The sequence below is a fragment of the Aquabacterium sp. A7-Y genome (assembly GCF_026153205.1).
In the GTDB taxonomy this organism is placed as follows: domain Bacteria; phylum Pseudomonadota; class Gammaproteobacteria; order Burkholderiales; family Burkholderiaceae_C; genus Caldimonas.
In genome coordinates, this window is the sequence record NZ_JAPFBW010000062.1 from 1 (window position 1) to 15,676 (window position 15,676).

A 15,676-nucleotide genomic window follows, 5' to 3' on the forward strand; every position below is an offset into this window, starting at 1 on the left:
CTCAGGCACGCTCGTCGCAGGCACTCCCCCACTTTCAGGGGGATGGGACGCAGGCCGCCCCTGCCTACACTGGCACGGGAGTTCGCCGCCTGATGCCCGCGCGGTGGCGGATCCGGCAATACTGGGCAGGCATCCCACGTGCTCCAGCAGCCGGCAGCACGACCACGACGTACCCGAGGACGCACCATGCTCAGTTCCCTGTTCGGCGACCTGGCCCCTCCCACCGACCCGCGCGAGGCCCGCCGGGCCGCGCACACCGCGGACTTTGCCGCCACCGCCATGCTGGAAAGCGTGGCGACCGAGGTCAACGACCGCGGCCAGATCATCGACAAGCACACCAGCGACCTCTTTGTGGTCGGCTCGCCCTCCGAGGCGATCCGCCAGCACCTGGCATCGACCCGGGCCGACCTGGGCCTGGCGAGCCGGCAGATCACCTTGTTCGACCCGGGCCGCATGTGGGCCTCCAGCGTCATCAAGGCGCTCTCGGAAGCCTCCGGCCAGCCGGTCGAGCGCCTGCGCCTGCGCCACCAGAACACCCTGGCGACGATCGCCACCATCGAGCGGACGGCGCTGCCGCGCCGGGTCGACGAACCGCTCAAGATCTATCACACCGACGTGCGCGACCTCAGCAGCGATGCGCAGGCGATCCCCATCGCGCTGATGGCCAGCAGCCATCTCACCGCGGTGGTCCTGACGCCGGTCTCCGCCGCTGCGCTGGACGAGATGCTGAACATGCTGCTGGCCGCGACACGCGGCGCCGACTGGCGCTGCCCCAACCTGCTGTTCATGCTGTGCGACTCGGCCGCCAAGCACGCCCCGCGCATCGCGTCCAACCTCTGGCCGACGCGCCTCAACGTGATGGTCACCACCGAGCCGATGACCAGCGCCTCGGGCGTCTGGAACAGCGTGCTGGGCAGCTGGAACCAGGTCAAGAAGCGGCCCCAGTGGGAGGCCCGCCAGCCGGCCACGGCCTTGGGCGAGACCGAGTTCCCGATCAAGGTGGCCGATCTCGGGCTGCCGGTCATCGGCCGGGTCGCCTCGGGCGAGAAGCCCGGCTCCGCCGCGCCCAACGTCGTGCAGGTCGACACGAGGCGCCGGCCGGTGCCGGATGCGACCCGCCTGGAGCGCACGCTGGAGCAGCTGATGAGTGTCGAAGGCATGCTGGGCTGCTGTGTGGTGGACGGCGGCAGCGGCCTGGTGCTGGCCGGGCGCACCGCCGCCGACGCCAGCGACCTCAACCTGGAGCTCGCCGCTGCCACCCAGACTGAGGTGATGAAGGCCCACCGACGCGCCGCGCGCGAGACCCAGCCAGCCGATCGCATCGACGAGATCATCGTCACGCAGTCGCGCCGCCACCAGGTGCTGCGCACGGTCGCGGCCCATGCCGAGCTGTTTTTGCTTGCCGTGCTCGACAAGCAGCGCACCAACCTCGCACTGGCCCGCTTCAAGATCCTCGACGCCGACAAGTCGCTCGCCTGAGCGCCCCCACTGGCGACGCCGGCCCGGGGCCAATAGCCCTGGCGCCGGGCGCATCGGGCCGCTCCGCTACCATAACGCGACCCACGACCGCTGTTGTACGGGCGTCAGCGCCCGGCCGTTCGCCATGACCCAAGTGATCTTCGACTACACGCGCCAGGACGCCTCCGGCGCGAGTTGCACCGCCCACGCCTGGGCCAAGGTGCCCCCTGCACTCACCCCCGAGCAGCGCATCGACTGGAAGGAGCGGGCCAAGGCCTTGCTGAAAAAACACGATGCGGTGCTGGTCGCCCACTACTACGTGGACGGCGACCTGCAGGACCTGGCGCTGGAGACCGGCGGCTGTGTCGCCGACTCGCTGGAGATGGCCCGCTTCGGGCGCGATCACCCGAGCAAGACGCTGGTGGTGGCGGGCGTGCGTTTCATGGGCGAGAGCGCCAAGATCCTGTCGCCGGACAAGCGCGTGCTGATGCCCGACCTCGACGCCACCTGCTCGCTGGACCTGGGCTGCCCGCCGGAGGACTTCGCGGCCTTCTGCGACGCCCACCCGGATCGCAAGGTGGTGGTCTACGCCAACACCAGCGCCGCGGTGAAGGCGCGTGCCGACTGGATGGTCACCAGCTCCTGCGCGCTGGCCATCGTGCAGCACCTGAAGGACCAGGGCGAGAAGGTGCTGTGGGCGCCCGACCGCCACCTGGGCCGCTACATCCAGGAGCAGACCGGCGCCGACATGCTCATGTGGAACGGCGCCTGCATCGTGCACGACGAGTTCAAGGGCCTGGAGCTGGACCTGCTGAAACAGGCCCATCCCGGCGCCAAGGTGCTGGTGCACCCCGAGTCGCCGAAAAGCGTGGTGGCCCAGGCCGACGTGGTCGGCTCGACCTCGCAGCTGCTCAACGCGGTGGTGCAGTCGGACGCGCAGGAGTTCATCGTCGCGACCGACAACGGCATCCTGCACCGGATGCGCCAGCTGGCGCCGACCAAAACCTTGATCGAGGCGCCCACCGCCGGCAACAGCGCCACCTGCAAGAGCTGCGCGCACTGCCCCTGGATGGCGATGAACGCGCTGCAGGGCGTGGTGGCCTGCCTGGAGCACGGCAGCGGCGAGATTTCGGTGCCCGAGCCGGTCCGCAGCCAGGCGCTCGGCTGCATCGACCGCATGCTCGATTTCGTGGCCCGCAACCCGGCCAGCATCGCCAAGCCGGCCCAGGGGTTCGTGCCCAACGTCGGGGCCGCCTGAGCGTTTTCCTGCTTCAACAACAAGATCACATGTTCGAGAACAACGAAACCCTGGAAGAGGCGCGCGAGCGCAACATCCGCGACGCCCTGATGGAGGACATCGGCCGCCAGGACTGGACCGCCCGGCTGGTGCCTGCGGGCCAGCGTGTGCAGGCCCGCGTGCTGGTGCGCGAGGAGGCGGTGCTGTGCGGGCGCGACTGGTTCGAAGGCTGCGTCAAGACGCTCGACAGCGCCGCCCGCATCGACTGGCACTACGAGGAAGGTGCCCGCATGGCGGCCGACACGCCGGTCTGCCACATCGAGTCCGACGCGCGCGCCCTGCTCTCGGCCGAGCGCCCGGCCCTCAACTTCCTGCAGTTGCTGTCCGGCACCGCCACGCTGACGCGCCGCCATGTCGACGCGATCGAAGGCGCCTCGCCCAACCCGCGCGGCTGCGCCATCCTCGACACCCGCAAGACGATTCCCGGCCTGCGGCTGGCGCAGAAGTACGCGGTGCGTGTCGGCGGCGGGCAGAACCAGCGGCTGGCGCTCTACCACGGCATCCTGATCAAGGAAAACCACATCGCCGCCGCCGGCGGCGTCACCCAGGCGCTGCGCAACGCGCAGGCGCTGCAATCGGGCGTCGACATCCAGATCGAGGTCGAGACCGTCGCCCAGTTGCGCGAAGCCCTGGCGGCCGACGCGCGCAGCGTGCTGCTCGACAACTTCACGCCCGAGCAGATGCGCGAGGCCGTGGCCGTCAACCAGGGCCGTGCCCTGCTGGAGGTCTCGGGCAGCGTGCAGCTGGAGCAGGTGCGCGGCATCGCCGCCACGGGGGTGGACCGCATCTCGATCGGCCGCCTCACCAAGGACCTCAAGGCGGTGGACTACTCGATGCGGGTGCTGCAACGCCTCTGAGGCCGCCCGCGGTATCCCAGGGCAATACCCAAGGTTCATTTCTCAGGCACTCGGTACATAAATGCAGGACTGCCTCCCTGCACGCCGAACAATGCGCCCACCCGCGGCGCAGGCCGACCCCGGCCATCCCGGCCGACGGCGGCGCGCCCCGGATTCGGGGAGATCGAGATGCCGACAACACCCGCACGCCGCCACCCGGTGCGGCGTCCCGTGGTGCGGGCCTGCCTGTTCGCGACCGTGCTCTTTGCGCTGTCCTGCGTGTTGCCCCCAGTGGCCCAGCCGCAGGCCTACCACCATTTCGCCGCCGCGGTCGCCGCGGGTCCGGTGGAGGACCTGTGGAACGTGCTGTCCAACCTCGCCTTTGTCGCCGTGGCGGCGGCCGGCATGCTACAGCTGAAGCGCCTCGAGCGCACCGAAGCGGCGGCCGGACGCTCCGGTCAGCATCGGGTGGCATGGACCCTGGCGGTGTCGCTGGCGCTGACCGGCATCGGCAGCGCCTGGTACCACGCCCACCCCGATGACCTCAGCCTGGTGTGGGACCGGCTGCCGATGACGCTCAGCTTCGCCGCCGTCGTCGCGCTCGCGCTGGACCGGCGCGACAGCCTGCTGCCGCTCGCGATGTTCGGCGTCGCCAGCGTGGTCTACTGGTCGGTCAGCGGCAACCTGACCCCCTATCTCGCGCTGCAGGGCGGTGCCGTGCTGCTGCTCGCCGTGCTCGCCTGCCGGCCCCAACGCTGGTTTCCCGCCCTGCCCGTGGTCGCCTGGTATGGCCTGGCCAAGGCGCTGGAGCACTTCGATGCGGCGCTCGCGCCCCTGACCGATGGCCTGGTCGCCGGCCACCCGCTGAAGCACCTGGCGGCCGCCATCGCGGGATGGCTGGTCCTGAAGGCTTACTGCCGGTCGGCCCGAACCACGCCGGCCGTCCACCGTCCGCCCACGGCTTGCCCACAGGTTTGTCCACAGGAACAGCGCGCCGTGCGCCGCATGCTCACCGCACACTGACCGTCTGCCGCTTCCAGGCCGGGTCCTGCCACCTGCCGAACAGCGGCACGCACCTACATGGCCAAGATGGGCGGAACCATCACGGCCCGCAACGTCGCGAACGGCGTCGAATTCGAGCTGGTCCTGCAGCGGCTGGCGCACCACAAGAAGCCGTGAGGCCGGCAAGGGGAAACCTTTCGTGACGGCGTCATTGCATGGGAGACGCCACCATGTGAGCGCGCACCAACCACCGAGAGGGAGGACACATGGCTGACTTTTCGAAGTTCTACGACTACTTCCGCGAGAACATGGAGGCGCTTCACCTGCCCGCGCCGCTCGAACTTTTCGGCAACATGACGCTCGCCCTCGGTTCGATCAAGGCGCTCGAACTGTACATGCGCACCTATGGGTACAAGACCACCGTCCTGGAGCTGCTGGGGGCTGGCTTCAAGGCAGACAAGCTGGCGACCCTGGGGGCGATGCAGGCGTCCTACTACCTGGGTGCCGCCGTCGGCAGCCTCGCCGTGGCGACAGGCCGCTGCCTGGGCAACGGGGCCAGCATCGCGGATGTGCTGCTGTCGGCCACGCGGCAAGGCGTCAACAGCCCGTGGCTGGCGTCGCACCTGGCGCGGCATCCCGGCATCTACGACCCCGGGGTGCCAGGCCGCAGCCTCTATCGATATCAAGCCACGGCATGAAGACCCTCCTCGACCGCTTTCTGTTGCTGGCCGCCGGGGTGGCCGCGGCCGGGTTCATCTGGGCGCTCTCCCAGCTGCTCGGTGGCGAGGCCATGGGCTGGCTGATGGTGTGCATCAGCCTCTTCACCTTGGCCGCGGACAACCGGTCGCTGCGCAAGCAGTTGCGCGAGCACGGCATCGAGCCTCAGTGGGGCAAGAAACGGCACCCGCCGCCGCAAGCCCGCCCGGAGCCATGAAGCGGCCCCGTCTCTCACCCGCGGGCAGACCCTGATCAAGAAAGCGTTATCAGCGACGAAAAGAAGACACAGCCTGGTGCATCCAGAAGGTGCACCGGGTTCGGCCGTCTTCTGAAAGTCACGATGTTCTCGAAGCTTCCCTCCCTGCGTCTCAAGTACTTCGCCGCTTCGGCCTTCATCCTCACCCTGACCGTGCTGCTGGTCGTGCTGTTCCAGACCGAGCTGGCGCGGCGCGAACAGCTCGAACGCGTTCGCGACCAGGAGCTGCCGGCCCAGCTTCACAGCATCGCGGGCCGCGTCGAGGCGCAGCTGAACAAGGTCATCGCCGGCTCCGAAGGGCTGGCCAACAACACCTACCTGAAAGCCTGGATCGAAGCCGGCGCGCCGCTCGACCAGCAGCCGGCGATCGAGGCCGCGATGGCGCAGGTGCAGCGCTCGCTGAAGGCCAACGCGGCCTTCATGGCGGTGGCCCTGCCCGGCGGCGGCGTGCGCTACCACCACTGGGAGGGCGGCAAGCTGCAGTGGCGCGAGCTGTCGGCCGACGCGAGCAGCGACAGCTGGTACTTCAACTACCTGAAAAGCGGCCGCCCCTATGAACTCAACCTCGACAGCAACCCGCTCAGCAAAAGCGTGATGCTGTTCGTCAACTACCGCAGCGAGGCCCAGGGCGCCGACGGGCGGCCCTTGAGCGTCGCCGGCGGCGGCCTCGACATGGCCCAGCTCGCGACCCTGATCCGCGAATACCGCGTCGGCGAGTCCGGCACGGTGATGCTGGTCAAGCCCAACGGCCTCGTCGACGTGCACCCGGACGCCGCCCAGGCCGGCAAGCTCGACCTGTCCAAGGCGGCCGGCTTCGCCCCGCTCGTGGCCGGGGGCTGGCAGGGCACCACCGACCGGGGCGTGGCGGTCCACGAAGTCCGGCTCGACGATGGCCAGATGCACTTCATCGGCGCCGTCTACCTGCCCGACCTGCAGCGCTACCTGGTGGCGCAGCTGCCGGTGCGCGAGCTGACCGCGGGCATCCGCGCGAACCAGTGGTGGACCTTCGCGGCCGGCGGCGCCCTGCTGCTGGTCGGCCTGGCGCTGCTCTACGCCCTGGTCGAGCGCCTGATGCGCCCGCTGGCCCAGCTGCGCGAGCGTGTCGTGACCATCACCGACAGCCTGGACCTGACGGCGCGCTTCGCCGTCGCCGACCGCTCCGAGATCGGCCAGATCGGCGACCAGCTCAACCGTTTTGTCGAGCGCCTGCAGGGGGCCTTCGACGCGGTGCGCCGTTCCTGTGACGAGATCCTGGCCCGCTCACACGCGATCGCCGAAGGCAACCAGGCACTTTCGGGCCGCACCGGACAGCAGGCCGGCTCGCTGCAGCGCACGGCCGCCAGCATGGAGCAGATGTCCGCTTCGGTGCGTCAGAACGCCGAGAGCGCCGGCCAGGCTCGCGGGCTCTCGGCACGCGCCTCGGACGTGGCGCGCGAGGGCGGCGGCGTGATGGAGCAGGCGGTCGAGACCATGACCGCGATCTCGCACAGTGCGACCCGCATCGCCGACATCGTCGGCGTGATCGACGGCATCGCCTTCCAGACCAACATCCTGGCGCTCAATGCCGCGGTCGAGGCGGCGCGCGCCGGTGAACAGGGCAAGGGTTTCGCGGTGGTCGCCAGCGAGGTGCGTTCGCTCGCGCAACGCTCAGCCCAGGCCGCGCGCGAGATCAAGCAGCTGATCCAGGAATCGAATGAAAGGGTCAGCGCCGGCTCGTCCCACATCGAACGGGCCGGCAAGACCATGCGCGAGCTGGTCGATGCGGTGCAACGGGTAACCGACATCATGGGCGAGATCTCGGCCGCCTCGGGCGAGCAGGCCGAGGGTGTGACCGGCATCAACCAGGCGGTCGCGACGATGGACGAGGCGACCCGTCAGAACGCGGTGCTGGTGCAGCAGTCGGCCGCCGAGGCCGACGGCCTGCGCGAGCAGGCGGCCCGGCTGGAGGCGGCGATCCGCGTGTTCCGGCTCGCCGAGCGCGACGAGCAGGCTGCCTGAGGGCCGCCCCCAAGGGCCTCACGCCGCCGCGGGGCGGCACGCCTCGACGGCCCGGGCGGCCTCGTCGGCCAGTCCGGCCACCAGCCCCCAGGCTGCGCCGGCCGACTGCAGCCGCCGCATGACACGCGGCAGCACCTCGGCCACCAGCCGCTCGGTGGTGGCGGCGACCGTGGTGCGCTGCTCGGCTGAAGCGTCCCCGCTGCTGAGCAGCACGTACTGGAACAGGGCCGAGGTTTCCCAGAGCCGGAAGGGCTCGGCCTCGAACAAGGGCTTCAGGCCCTGGAACTCCGGCATCGTCCGCAAAGCCTGCAGCAGGTCTCGGCCACGCGCCGACTTGTCGATCACGACGAGGTAGTTCTGTGCCTGGCCGGCCGCGCCGAACTCGCCGGCCGCGACACGCGCGCGCAGGTCGGCCTCCAACTGCCTGAGCTGCAGCCCTCTGCGTTTTGCTTCACCCATCTGGTCTGGTCCTGGTTGTCATCGCTTGCGCCCTCGGCGCGGGCCCACACTATAGGCCCTGCCCGCATCCCGAAAGACAACACGGTTGTAGGCGCTCTCCGACAACGCCGCGAGGCGCGCGGGAAGCGGCGCAGCGCCGCCTCGGCAGTAGCATCGGCCGCATCCCTCCGCGCTCCCGAAAGGCCTTCATGCCGACTCCTGCGACCCGCGGCGGTCCCGCACCGGCCGCCGGCCCCCGCAGTCGCCCGGGTCCCCATCCCGTGGAGGCTGCACGATGAAACGCGCGCCGCTGTCCATGGGCGGCGCCCTCGGCACCCCCGCCAACTGGCTGCGCGCCTTCGCGATGCTGGGCTGCGCCGCCATCATGCTGGGCCTGCTCTACTGGCTGCAGGGTGTGCTGATCCCGATCGCGCTGGCCCTGCTGCTGACCTTCCTGATGAGCCCGCCCATCCTCGCGATGCAAAGGCGCGGGGTGCCCCGCTTCGCGGCGGTGATCGTGATGCTGGCGGTGGTCGCGGGCCTGATCGGCGGCATCGGCTGGACCGTGGTGCACCAGGCCAACCGGCTGGTCGACGACTTCCCGCGCTACGAGCGCAACCTCAACATCAAGATCGCCGAGTTCAAGCGCGACGACCCGGGCGTGATGGAGCGGCTGCAGCGCATCATGTCGCGCGTCTCGCGCCAGCTGCAGAAGGCCCAGGTGCTGCCGGCGCCCGAGGGCGAGACGCCGCGCACGGTGCGGGTGGTCGAGGACAGCGGGCCCTTCCAGCTGGGCCGGCTCTGGAATGCCTTCGGACCGGTCATCGAGCCGGTCTCGATGGTCGCCTTCGCCTTCGTGCTGGTGGTCTTCATGCTGCTGCGCCGCGAGGACCTGCGCGACCGGCTCATCACGCTGGTGGGCCAGGCCCGCCTGGTGCCCACCACCAAGATGCTCGACGAGGCGGCCGACCGCATCAGCCGCTACTTGCTGATGCAGTTCACCATCAACGCCGGCCACGGCATCGCGGTGGCAGCGGGCCTGTGGCTGATCGGTGTGCCCTATGCCGTCATGTGGGGGCTGCTGGCTGCGGTGCTGCGTTATGTGCCCTACATCGGGCCCTGGATCGCCGCCGTGTTCCCGCTGCTGCTGAGCCTGGTGATCAACACCACCTGGATGCCGGCCCTGGAGGTGCTGGGGCTGTTCCTGGTGCTCGAGACGATCAGCAACATGCTGCTGGAGCCGGTGCTCTACGGCCGCGGCATCGGCATCTCGGAGACCGCGACGCTGGTGATGGTGGCCTTCTGGACCTGGCTGTGGGGCCCCATCGGCCTGCTGCTGGCGACGCCGCTGACGGTATGTCTGGTGGTACTCGGCCACTATGTGCCGGCGCTGCGGTTTTTCGACACGCTGCTGGGCGATCGCCCCGCGTTGGCGCCCGGCGCCCGTTTCTACCAGCGGCTGCTGGCACGTGACCGGCACGAGGCGCGCGAAGTCGCCGCCGCGCAGGTTCAGGCAGCGGGCCTGCCAGCCGTCTTCGACGAGCTGTTGATGCCGGCACTGTGCTACGCGCGGCGCGATCTGGAGCGCGACGCGCTGGACGAGGACGATGTCAACTTCGTCGTCGAGTCGGTGCGCGAGCTGGCGCTCGAGCTCGAGGCTCCCGAAGCGCCGCGCACCGTGGAGCGTGAAGGTCCGCCGCTGCTGGCGCTGCCGCTGCTGGTGGTCCCGGTGCGCGACACCTCGGCCGCGGCCGCGGCGCTGCTGCTGGAGCGCGTGCTCGAGCCCGGGGGCTTCGCGCTGCAGACCTGCGACCCCGGGACACTGGTGTCGGAAGTGGTGGCCGCGCTCGACGAGCGGCCGACGCCGGTGGCCTGCATCGTGCTCGCCAGCGGCTCCGCCATCGGCTATGCGCAGTTGCTGTGCAAGCGGCTGCACGGCCTGCCCCAGCCGCCGCGCCTGGTGGTGGCCTGCTTCGGGCGCCATACCGACCTCGCCGACGCCTGCAGCTCGCTGCTGGCCGCTGGTGCCGACCGCGTCACGACCACACTGGCCGAGGCACGCACGGAGCTGAGCGCCTTGCGCTCCCAGCTCGCCAGCGCCAGCCTGCCGGGACGCGAGGCCATCCGCGCCGATTCCACCCTGCAGACCGCCGCCGAGCTCGGTCCGACGCCGGCCTAGGGCCCGCGGGCAGATCGCGCCGACACAGCGTGACACGCACCACGGAATGGAGGCGGCCTGCACCCGGTCCGGGTCTCAAGCGGCCCTCGGCAGCGTCGATATCTTGAACGGACGCGCGTTTCGCGCTGTCGGCGCGCCAGCGCCTGAACGCCCCCTTCGCAGGACCTCCATGAAAACCACCGTTCTCCAGTTTTCCGCCGGCCTCGCGGCTGCTGCCATCCTGGCCGGCGCCGCGCTTGCCGGCGACCGCGGCACCAAGCCCGAAGCCATCGCGCTCGCCAAGAAGGCCGCCGCCTTCCACGCCAGCCAGGGCCAGGACAAGGCTTATGCCGAGATCAACAACAAGGCCGGCCAGTTCGTCGACCGCGACATGTACGTCTTCGTGCTGAGCGACAAGGGCTTCGTGACGGCGCACGGCGCCAACACCAACCTGGTCGGCAAGCCGCTGATCAACCTGAAGGACGCGGACGGCAAGCTGTTCGCGCAGGAGCTGGTCGCGGTGATCAAGAGCGGCAAGCCGGGCTGGGTCGACTACAAGTGGCCCAACCCGACCACCAAGCAGATCGAAGCCAAGACCACCTACGTGGAACCCGCCGGCGAGATCGGCTTCGCCGTCGGCATCTACAAGTAAGACCCGGCGTCCGCGCCGAGCGACGGGGACGAGGGCGCAGCCGCTCACCCCCGCCTACTTCCGTTTCTCGACATGCAGTTCCTCCACAACATCTCCGTCAAGCAGCGCCTGGTGCTCGGCTTCGGCTTCATGGCCGCGCTGGTGGCGCTGCTCGCGTCGGTCGGCTACCTCGACGCGGCGCATTCCCTGCGCCAGATCGAAGCCCACCTGGCGCGCGCGACGGCGCGCTCCGCGGTCGCCGCCGACATGCGCGACCAAAGCCTGCAGTACGACCTCGCGATCCGCAACATCGGCCTGGCGAACGACCCCTCGTTGATGCAGAAGGACGAGGCGCGCGCCAAGCAGGCCGACGCGCGCTTCCTCGCGGCGCTCGACGAGCTGCAGAAGTCGCCCGGCTCCGAGGAGGAGACCGCAGCGCTGCAGCGCGTGCGCCAACTGCAGGGCGAGATGTCGCCGTTGAGTACCCAGGCGATGCAGTTCGCGCTCGCCTTCCAACCGCAGGACGCGGTGACCCTGATCACCACCAAGGTCGATGCCCTGTCGCTGCAACGTCGCGAGGTGATCGACCGATTCGCCGCGGCGCAGCGGGCTTCGGCGCGCCAGGCCATGGACGACCTGGCGGAGCGTGCCAAGCGCTCCAAGCTGGTGATGCTGATCGCCGGCGTGATCGGCGTGATGGGTGCCGTGACCTGTGCCTGGCTGGTCAGCCGGGCCATCACCGTGCCCTTGCGAGCCGCCGTGCGCATCGCCGAGACGGTCGCCAAGGGCGACCTCACCGTCGAGCCCCAACCCCGCTCTCGCGATGAGATCGGCCGCCTGGTCGAGGCGCTGGGCCACATGACCGCCAGCCTCCGGAGCGTCATCAGCTCGGTGCGCTCCTCGACCGAGAACATCAGCACCGCGTCGAGCGAGATCGCCGCCGGCAGCCGCGACCTCAGCATGCGCACCGAGCAGGCCGCAGCCAGCCTGCAGCAGACCGCGGCGTCGATGGTGGAGCTGACCGGCACTGTGACGCATTCCGCCGACGCGGCGCGCCAGGCTGACCAGCTCGCGGCCTCGGCCTCGGCTGTGGCCGGCCGCGGCGGCCAGGTGGTGGCCGAAGTGGTCACGACCATGGGCGAGATCAATACCGCCTCGCAGAAGATCGTCGACATCATCGCGGTGATCGACGGCATCGCGTTCCAGACCAACATCCTCGCGCTCAACGCCGCCGTCGAGGCCGCCCGTGCTGGCGAGGAGGGGCGTGGTTTCGCGGTGGTCGCCGGCGAGGTGCGCACCCTGGCGCAGCGCTCGGCGCAGGCGGCCAAGGAGATCAAGAGCCTGATCAGCGCCAGCGTCGAGAAGATCCATGCCGGCGCCTCGCTGGTGCAGGACGCGGGCGCGACGATGAACGAGATCGTCGGCTCGGTCCAGCGTGTCACCGACATGATGGGCGAAATCAAGGCAGCCGCCTCGGAGCAGAACGAGGGTATCGGCCAGATCAACACGGCCGTGGCGCGGCTCGACCAGATGACGCAGCAGAACGCGGCCCTGGTCGAACAATCGGCGGCCTCCGCCGAAAGCATGAAGGGCCAGGCGCAGCAACTCGCCGAGGTGGTGCGCTCTTTCAAGCTGTCGCAGGAGCTGCGATGAAAGCCCCGTTGTCCTCATTCGTCAAGGAGTCCATGAGCATGCGCCGAATCAGTTTCTTGTTCGCCTGTCTGCTGGCATCGCTTCCCGTGCAGGCCGCCGAGGACCTGGTGCTGGGCCAGTCGATCCCTTTGTCGGGCCCGCTGGAGCCCGCGGGCCGGGCGATACGCTCGGGCATCGAGGCCTACCTGAAACGCGTCAACGCCGCCGGCGGCGTGGCCGGGCGCCAGGTCACGCTCAAGACCCTGGACGACGGCTACGAGGTCGAGCGGCATGTCGCCAACGTGCGCCAGCTGCTCGAAGAAGACCATGTCGAAGCGCTCGTGCTGTCGGCCGGCACCTCCCAGGTCGAAGCCGCCTACCCGCTGATCCAGAAGTCCGGCAAGCCCCTGGTCGGCACCATCAGCGGCTCGTCCACCTTGCGCAGCGCCGACAAGCGCCTGATCTTCCATGTGCGCGCGGGCTATGCCGACGAGGTCAAGCAGATGCTGGCCCAGATGGACATCGTCGGGCAGGCGACGGTGTTCGCCGTCTGGCAGAACGACGGGCTCGGCAAGGACGCCTTCGGCGCCCTGCAGCAGCATGCCGCGGCCCACCACGTGAAGGTGGTCGGGCAGGCCCCCGTCCACCCCACCTCGATGGACGCAGCCGCGGTCTCGAGCAAGATCCGGCAGGCCAAGCCGGATGCGGTGGCCCTGCTGTGCATCACGCCTTGCGCGGCCGCCATGGTCTCCAAGCTGGCCGCCGAGGGCGGCTGGCGGGGCGCGATGTACGCGCTGTCGGTGGTCAATGGCGAGGGCCTGGCCAAGGTCGCCGGCGAATCCTCGCGCGGCGTCATCATCACGCAGGTGATGCCCAACCCGCAGCAGCCCAATTCGCCCTTCGTGCGCCAGTACCAGCAGGACCTGCGGGCCCACACCGGCAAGTCCGAATACAGCTACTTCTCGCTCGAGGGCTATGTCAACGCGATGGTCGCGGTCGAAGGCCTGCGGGGCGCGCAGGCGGGCGGCGGCCGCTCGGTAGCCGCCGCGCTGGCCGCGCTCAACAGCCGCGAGTTCGAAGGCGGCGTGATGGTCAGCGCCGGCGACCAGCGCCCGCCACGCCCACGCCGGGTCGACCTCTCGCTGATCAACGGCGACGGCAAGCTGGTGCACTGACGGCTGGGCCCGGCCAGCCGCTGCGGCGCCGGCCGGTTCAGGCCATGGCCGTGTCGCGCCCGCCGTGCGCCGCTTCGGCGCGGCCCCACGTCAGCTCGCGCCGGCTGCGGAACTCGCGCCACTCGCCGGTCAGCGGGTCCAGAAAACCCAGCTCCCGGGCCAGCAGTTGCAAGGGCCGGCTGTAGTCGGGCGGCCTGTCGGGGTCGGGCTCGGGCAGGTGGCGCGGGTAGATCTGATCATGGAGGATGGGCCGGCCCAGCGCCGCCATGTGGGCGCGCAGCTGGTGCTTCTGGCCGGTCACCGGGCTGAGGCGGTAGAGCGCCAGTTCGCCGCGCACGTCCAGCAGCTCGATCGCGGTCTCGGCATTGGGCTCGCCCGGCGCCTCGCGCATGGTCATGAAGGAGTCGCCTTCCACCAGCCGGCTCCGGTAGACCTCGGGCAGCGGCTCGGGCCGCCACGGCGCCACCGCCTCGTAGTGCTTGACCACCAGCCGCTCGCGGAACAGCGACTGGTAGGCATCGCGGCTGCGCGGCTGCAGCGTGAACAGCACCACCCCGGCGGTCTCGCGGTCGATGCGGTGCACCGGCGACAAGGTCTCGATGCCCAGCTTGCGCTTGAGCCGCACCAGCAAGGTTTCCTGCAGGTAGCGCCCCGAGGGCGTGACCGGCAGGAAATGCGGCTTGTCGACCGCCACCAGCAGGTCATCGCGGAACAGCAGCTCCGCCTCGAAGGGCACCCGGTGCTCGCGCTCCAGCGAGCGGTAGTACCAGATGCGCAGGTGCGGGCGGTAAGGCGCATCGGGCGGCAGCGGCCGGCCCTCGGCATCGGCCACCTCGCCGCGGCGCAAGCGCTCCAGCCAGCCCTCGCGGCTGACCGCCGGCAGACGCACGGCCAGGAAGTCGGCAAGCCGCGGCCAGCAGCCGGCCGGCAGGACCAGGCAACTCGGGCTCACGCCGTCGCGTGTCGGCAGCGGGCAGTCGGGACGGACCCGCCCCATCAGGCCGCCTCGTCCAGGCGCCGCGCGCGCTGCAGACGCCAGGCGCCGTCGGGCTCGTCGGCATAGACCTGCTCGGCGGTGGTGTCGGTCTCCTGCAGCCGCGTGTCGAGCGCGATGCGGTTGTCGAACACGAAACACTCGCCCTCCCAGTCGAGCTCGGCATCGGGCATGGCCTGGAAATAGTTCAGGATGCCGCCGTCGAGCTGCAGCACCTCCAGGCCCAGGCCCTCCATCCAGGCACTGGTCTTCTCGCAGCGGATGCCGCCGGTGCAGTACATCGCGACGCGTTTGCCGGCGGCCTTCCAGGCCGGCGCCTGCGCCTCGACGAAGGCCGGGAAGTCGCCGAAACGGCGCACCTGCGGATCAACCGCCGAGCGAAAACGGCCCAGCCGGTATTCGAAGCTGTTGCGGTTGTCGAGCACCACCACATCGTCGCGCCGGATCAGCTCGCGCCACTCGGTCGGCGTCACCTTGCCCCGCTGTGATGCAAGCGCCGGCCCCGGCACATCCACCGTCACGATGGCGGCCTTGCGCTGCACCTTCATGCGACCGAAAGGCCGGCTGCGGCAGGCGCTGCGTTTGAAGGGCATGCCGGCACAGGCGGGGCCCAGCGCCGGATCGGCCCGCAAGGCTTGCTCGAAGCCGTCGATTGCGGCCGCGCTGCCGGCCAGCACCCCGTTGATCCCCTCGGGCGCGACCAGCACACTGCCGGTGAGGCCACGTGTCAGCTCGCGCAGGCGGGCGGCCGCCGCGTCGGGGTCGACCAGCTTGACGAAGCGGTAGAAAGCGAGGTGGAACAGGGCAGCAGCGCCCGCAGCCGGTGCATCGGGGGTCATGCCCGCTATTGTCGCCAAGCCGGCTGCGGCCTGCCGGAAGGGTCGCGCCGGAGCGCCGGATCGAGAACTATTGCCCAGCCTGTGGGCGCGACCGGACACACCCGGGTTTCGACCCAGTCCACCGTCATACCGTAACGTTATGATCGGCCGCGCTGCCCGAGCTGCAACCAGGCCCGCGAGCGCCGGAGGGGGCGCGGTGCCACGGCGCCCGGGTCAGGACCTTTCCTTCCTTCAGGAGAAAACAA

The 15,676-nt window shown here is 70.1% G+C and carries 14 protein-coding genes; 11 read left to right on the forward strand and 3 right to left on the reverse strand.

What is annotated here, in order from left to right:
* The first annotated feature begins 186 nt into the window (after positions 1–186).
* The 7 genes from OOT46_RS30020 to OOT46_RS30050 all read left to right on the forward strand — a co-directional run bounded on the left by OOT46_RS30020 (position 187) and on the right by OOT46_RS30050 (position 7,564).
* A complete protein-coding gene (locus OOT46_RS30020; protein WP_265407298.1) occupies positions 187–1,479 on the forward strand; it encodes a hypothetical protein in 1,293 nt (430 codons plus the stop codon).
* A gap of 124 nt (positions 1,480–1,603) precedes the next feature.
* On the forward strand, positions 1,604–2,716 hold the full coding sequence (nadA, locus tag OOT46_RS30025; protein ID WP_265407299.1) for a quinolinate synthase NadA: 1,113 nt from the start codon (positions 1,604–1,606) through the stop codon (positions 2,714–2,716).
* A gap of 29 nt (positions 2,717–2,745) precedes the next feature.
* The gene (gene nadC / locus OOT46_RS30030) at positions 2,746–3,612 is read left to right on the forward strand and encodes a carboxylating nicotinate-nucleotide diphosphorylase (RefSeq protein WP_265407300.1); all 867 of its coding nucleotides are present in this window, start codon (positions 2,746–2,748) and stop codon (positions 3,610–3,612) included.
* Positions 3,613–3,780: 168 nt separating this feature from the next.
* Positions 3,781–4,614, forward strand: coding sequence for a ceramidase domain-containing protein (locus OOT46_RS30035; protein ID WP_265407301.1), 834 nt, complete (start codon positions 3,781–3,783; stop codon positions 4,612–4,614).
* A 245-nt stretch (positions 4,615–4,859) separates the two neighbouring features.
* Complete coding sequence (locus OOT46_RS30040; RefSeq protein ID WP_265407302.1) at positions 4,860–5,291, forward strand: hypothetical protein; 432 nt, start codon at positions 4,860–4,862, stop codon at positions 5,289–5,291.
* On the forward strand, positions 5,288–5,527 hold the full coding sequence (locus tag OOT46_RS30045; RefSeq protein WP_265407303.1) for a hypothetical protein: 240 nt from the start codon (positions 5,288–5,290) through the stop codon (positions 5,525–5,527). Before OOT46_RS30040 ends, OOT46_RS30045 begins: the two co-directional genes overlap by 4 nt.
* A gap of 123 nt (positions 5,528–5,650) precedes the next feature.
* A complete protein-coding gene (locus OOT46_RS30050; protein WP_265407304.1) occupies positions 5,651–7,564 on the forward strand; it encodes a methyl-accepting chemotaxis protein in 1,914 nt (637 codons plus the stop codon).
* An 18-nt stretch (positions 7,565–7,582) separates the two neighbouring features.
* On the opposite strand, the gene OOT46_RS30055 is transcribed toward OOT46_RS30050, so the two are convergent.
* Positions 7,583–8,023, reverse strand: coding sequence for a hypothetical protein (locus OOT46_RS30055; protein ID WP_265407305.1), 441 nt, complete (start codon positions 8,021–8,023; stop codon positions 7,583–7,585).
* 274 nt (positions 8,024–8,297) lie between these two features.
* Between OOT46_RS30055 and OOT46_RS30060 the strand changes: the two genes are divergently transcribed.
* From OOT46_RS30060 to OOT46_RS30080, 4 genes are all read left to right on the forward strand, one after another.
* On the forward strand, positions 8,298–10,181 hold the full coding sequence (locus OOT46_RS30060; protein ID WP_265407306.1) for an AI-2E family transporter: 1,884 nt from the start codon (positions 8,298–8,300) through the stop codon (positions 10,179–10,181).
* Between the two features lie 169 nt (positions 10,182–10,350).
* A complete protein-coding gene (locus OOT46_RS30065) occupies positions 10,351–10,812 on the forward strand; it encodes a cache domain-containing protein (RefSeq protein ID WP_265407307.1) in 462 nt (153 codons plus the stop codon).
* Positions 10,813–10,884: 72 nt separating this feature from the next.
* On the forward strand, positions 10,885–12,444 hold the full coding sequence (locus OOT46_RS30845; protein WP_322114310.1) for a methyl-accepting chemotaxis protein: 1,560 nt from the start codon (positions 10,885–10,887) through the stop codon (positions 12,442–12,444).
* Positions 12,445–12,482: 38 nt separating this feature from the next.
* Entirely contained in the window at positions 12,483–13,598 is a 1,116-nt protein-coding gene (locus tag OOT46_RS30080) for an ABC transporter substrate-binding protein (RefSeq protein WP_265407308.1), read from the forward strand.
* A 37-nt stretch (positions 13,599–13,635) separates the two neighbouring features.
* Here OOT46_RS30080 and OOT46_RS30085 read toward each other — a convergent pair whose 3' ends face one another.
* On the reverse strand, positions 13,636–14,595 hold the full coding sequence (locus tag OOT46_RS30085) for a pseudouridine synthase (RefSeq protein WP_265407309.1): 960 nt from the start codon (positions 14,593–14,595) through the stop codon (positions 13,636–13,638).
* Positions 14,595–15,431, reverse strand: a complete 837-nt coding sequence (locus tag OOT46_RS30090) for a rhodanese-like domain-containing protein (protein ID WP_265407310.1) — start codon at positions 15,429–15,431, stop codon at positions 14,595–14,597. Before OOT46_RS30090 ends, OOT46_RS30085 begins: the two co-directional genes overlap by 1 nt.
* Between the last annotated feature and the right edge of the window lie 245 nt (positions 15,432–15,676).

Bases quoted from the DNA above. Each gene is read 5' to 3' on its own strand.
- OOT46_RS30020 (WP_265407298.1), top strand. From the start codon at position 187: ATGCTCAGTTCCCTGTTCGGCGACCTGGCCCCTCCCACCGACCCGCGC.
- nadA (WP_265407299.1), top strand. From the start codon at position 1,604: ATGACCCAAGTGATCTTCGACTACACGCGCCAGGACGCCTCCGGCGCG.
- nadC (WP_265407300.1), top strand. From the start codon at position 2,746: ATGTTCGAGAACAACGAAACCCTGGAAGAGGCGCGCGAGCGCAACATC.
- OOT46_RS30035 (WP_265407301.1), top strand. From the start codon at position 3,781: ATGCCGACAACACCCGCACGCCGCCACCCGGTGCGGCGTCCCGTGGTG.
- OOT46_RS30040 (WP_265407302.1), top strand. From the start codon at position 4,860: ATGGCTGACTTTTCGAAGTTCTACGACTACTTCCGCGAGAACATGGAG.
- OOT46_RS30045 (WP_265407303.1), top strand. From the start codon at position 5,288: ATGAAGACCCTCCTCGACCGCTTTCTGTTGCTGGCCGCCGGGGTGGCC.
- OOT46_RS30050 (WP_265407304.1), top strand. From the start codon at position 5,651: ATGTTCTCGAAGCTTCCCTCCCTGCGTCTCAAGTACTTCGCCGCTTCG.
- OOT46_RS30055 (WP_265407305.1), bottom strand. From the start codon at position 8,023: ATGGGTGAAGCAAAACGCAGAGGGCTGCAGCTCAGGCAGTTGGAGGCC.
- OOT46_RS30060 (WP_265407306.1), top strand. From the start codon at position 8,298: ATGAAACGCGCGCCGCTGTCCATGGGCGGCGCCCTCGGCACCCCCGCC.
- OOT46_RS30065 (WP_265407307.1), top strand. From the start codon at position 10,351: ATGAAAACCACCGTTCTCCAGTTTTCCGCCGGCCTCGCGGCTGCTGCC.
- OOT46_RS30845 (WP_322114310.1), top strand. From the start codon at position 10,885: ATGCAGTTCCTCCACAACATCTCCGTCAAGCAGCGCCTGGTGCTCGGC.
- OOT46_RS30080 (WP_265407308.1), top strand. From the start codon at position 12,483: ATGCGCCGAATCAGTTTCTTGTTCGCCTGTCTGCTGGCATCGCTTCCC.
- OOT46_RS30085 (WP_265407309.1), bottom strand. From the start codon at position 14,595: ATGGGGCGGGTCCGTCCCGACTGCCCGCTGCCGACACGCGACGGCGTG.
- OOT46_RS30090 (WP_265407310.1), bottom strand. From the start codon at position 15,431: ATGACCCCCGATGCACCGGCTGCGGGCGCTGCTGCCCTGTTCCACCTC.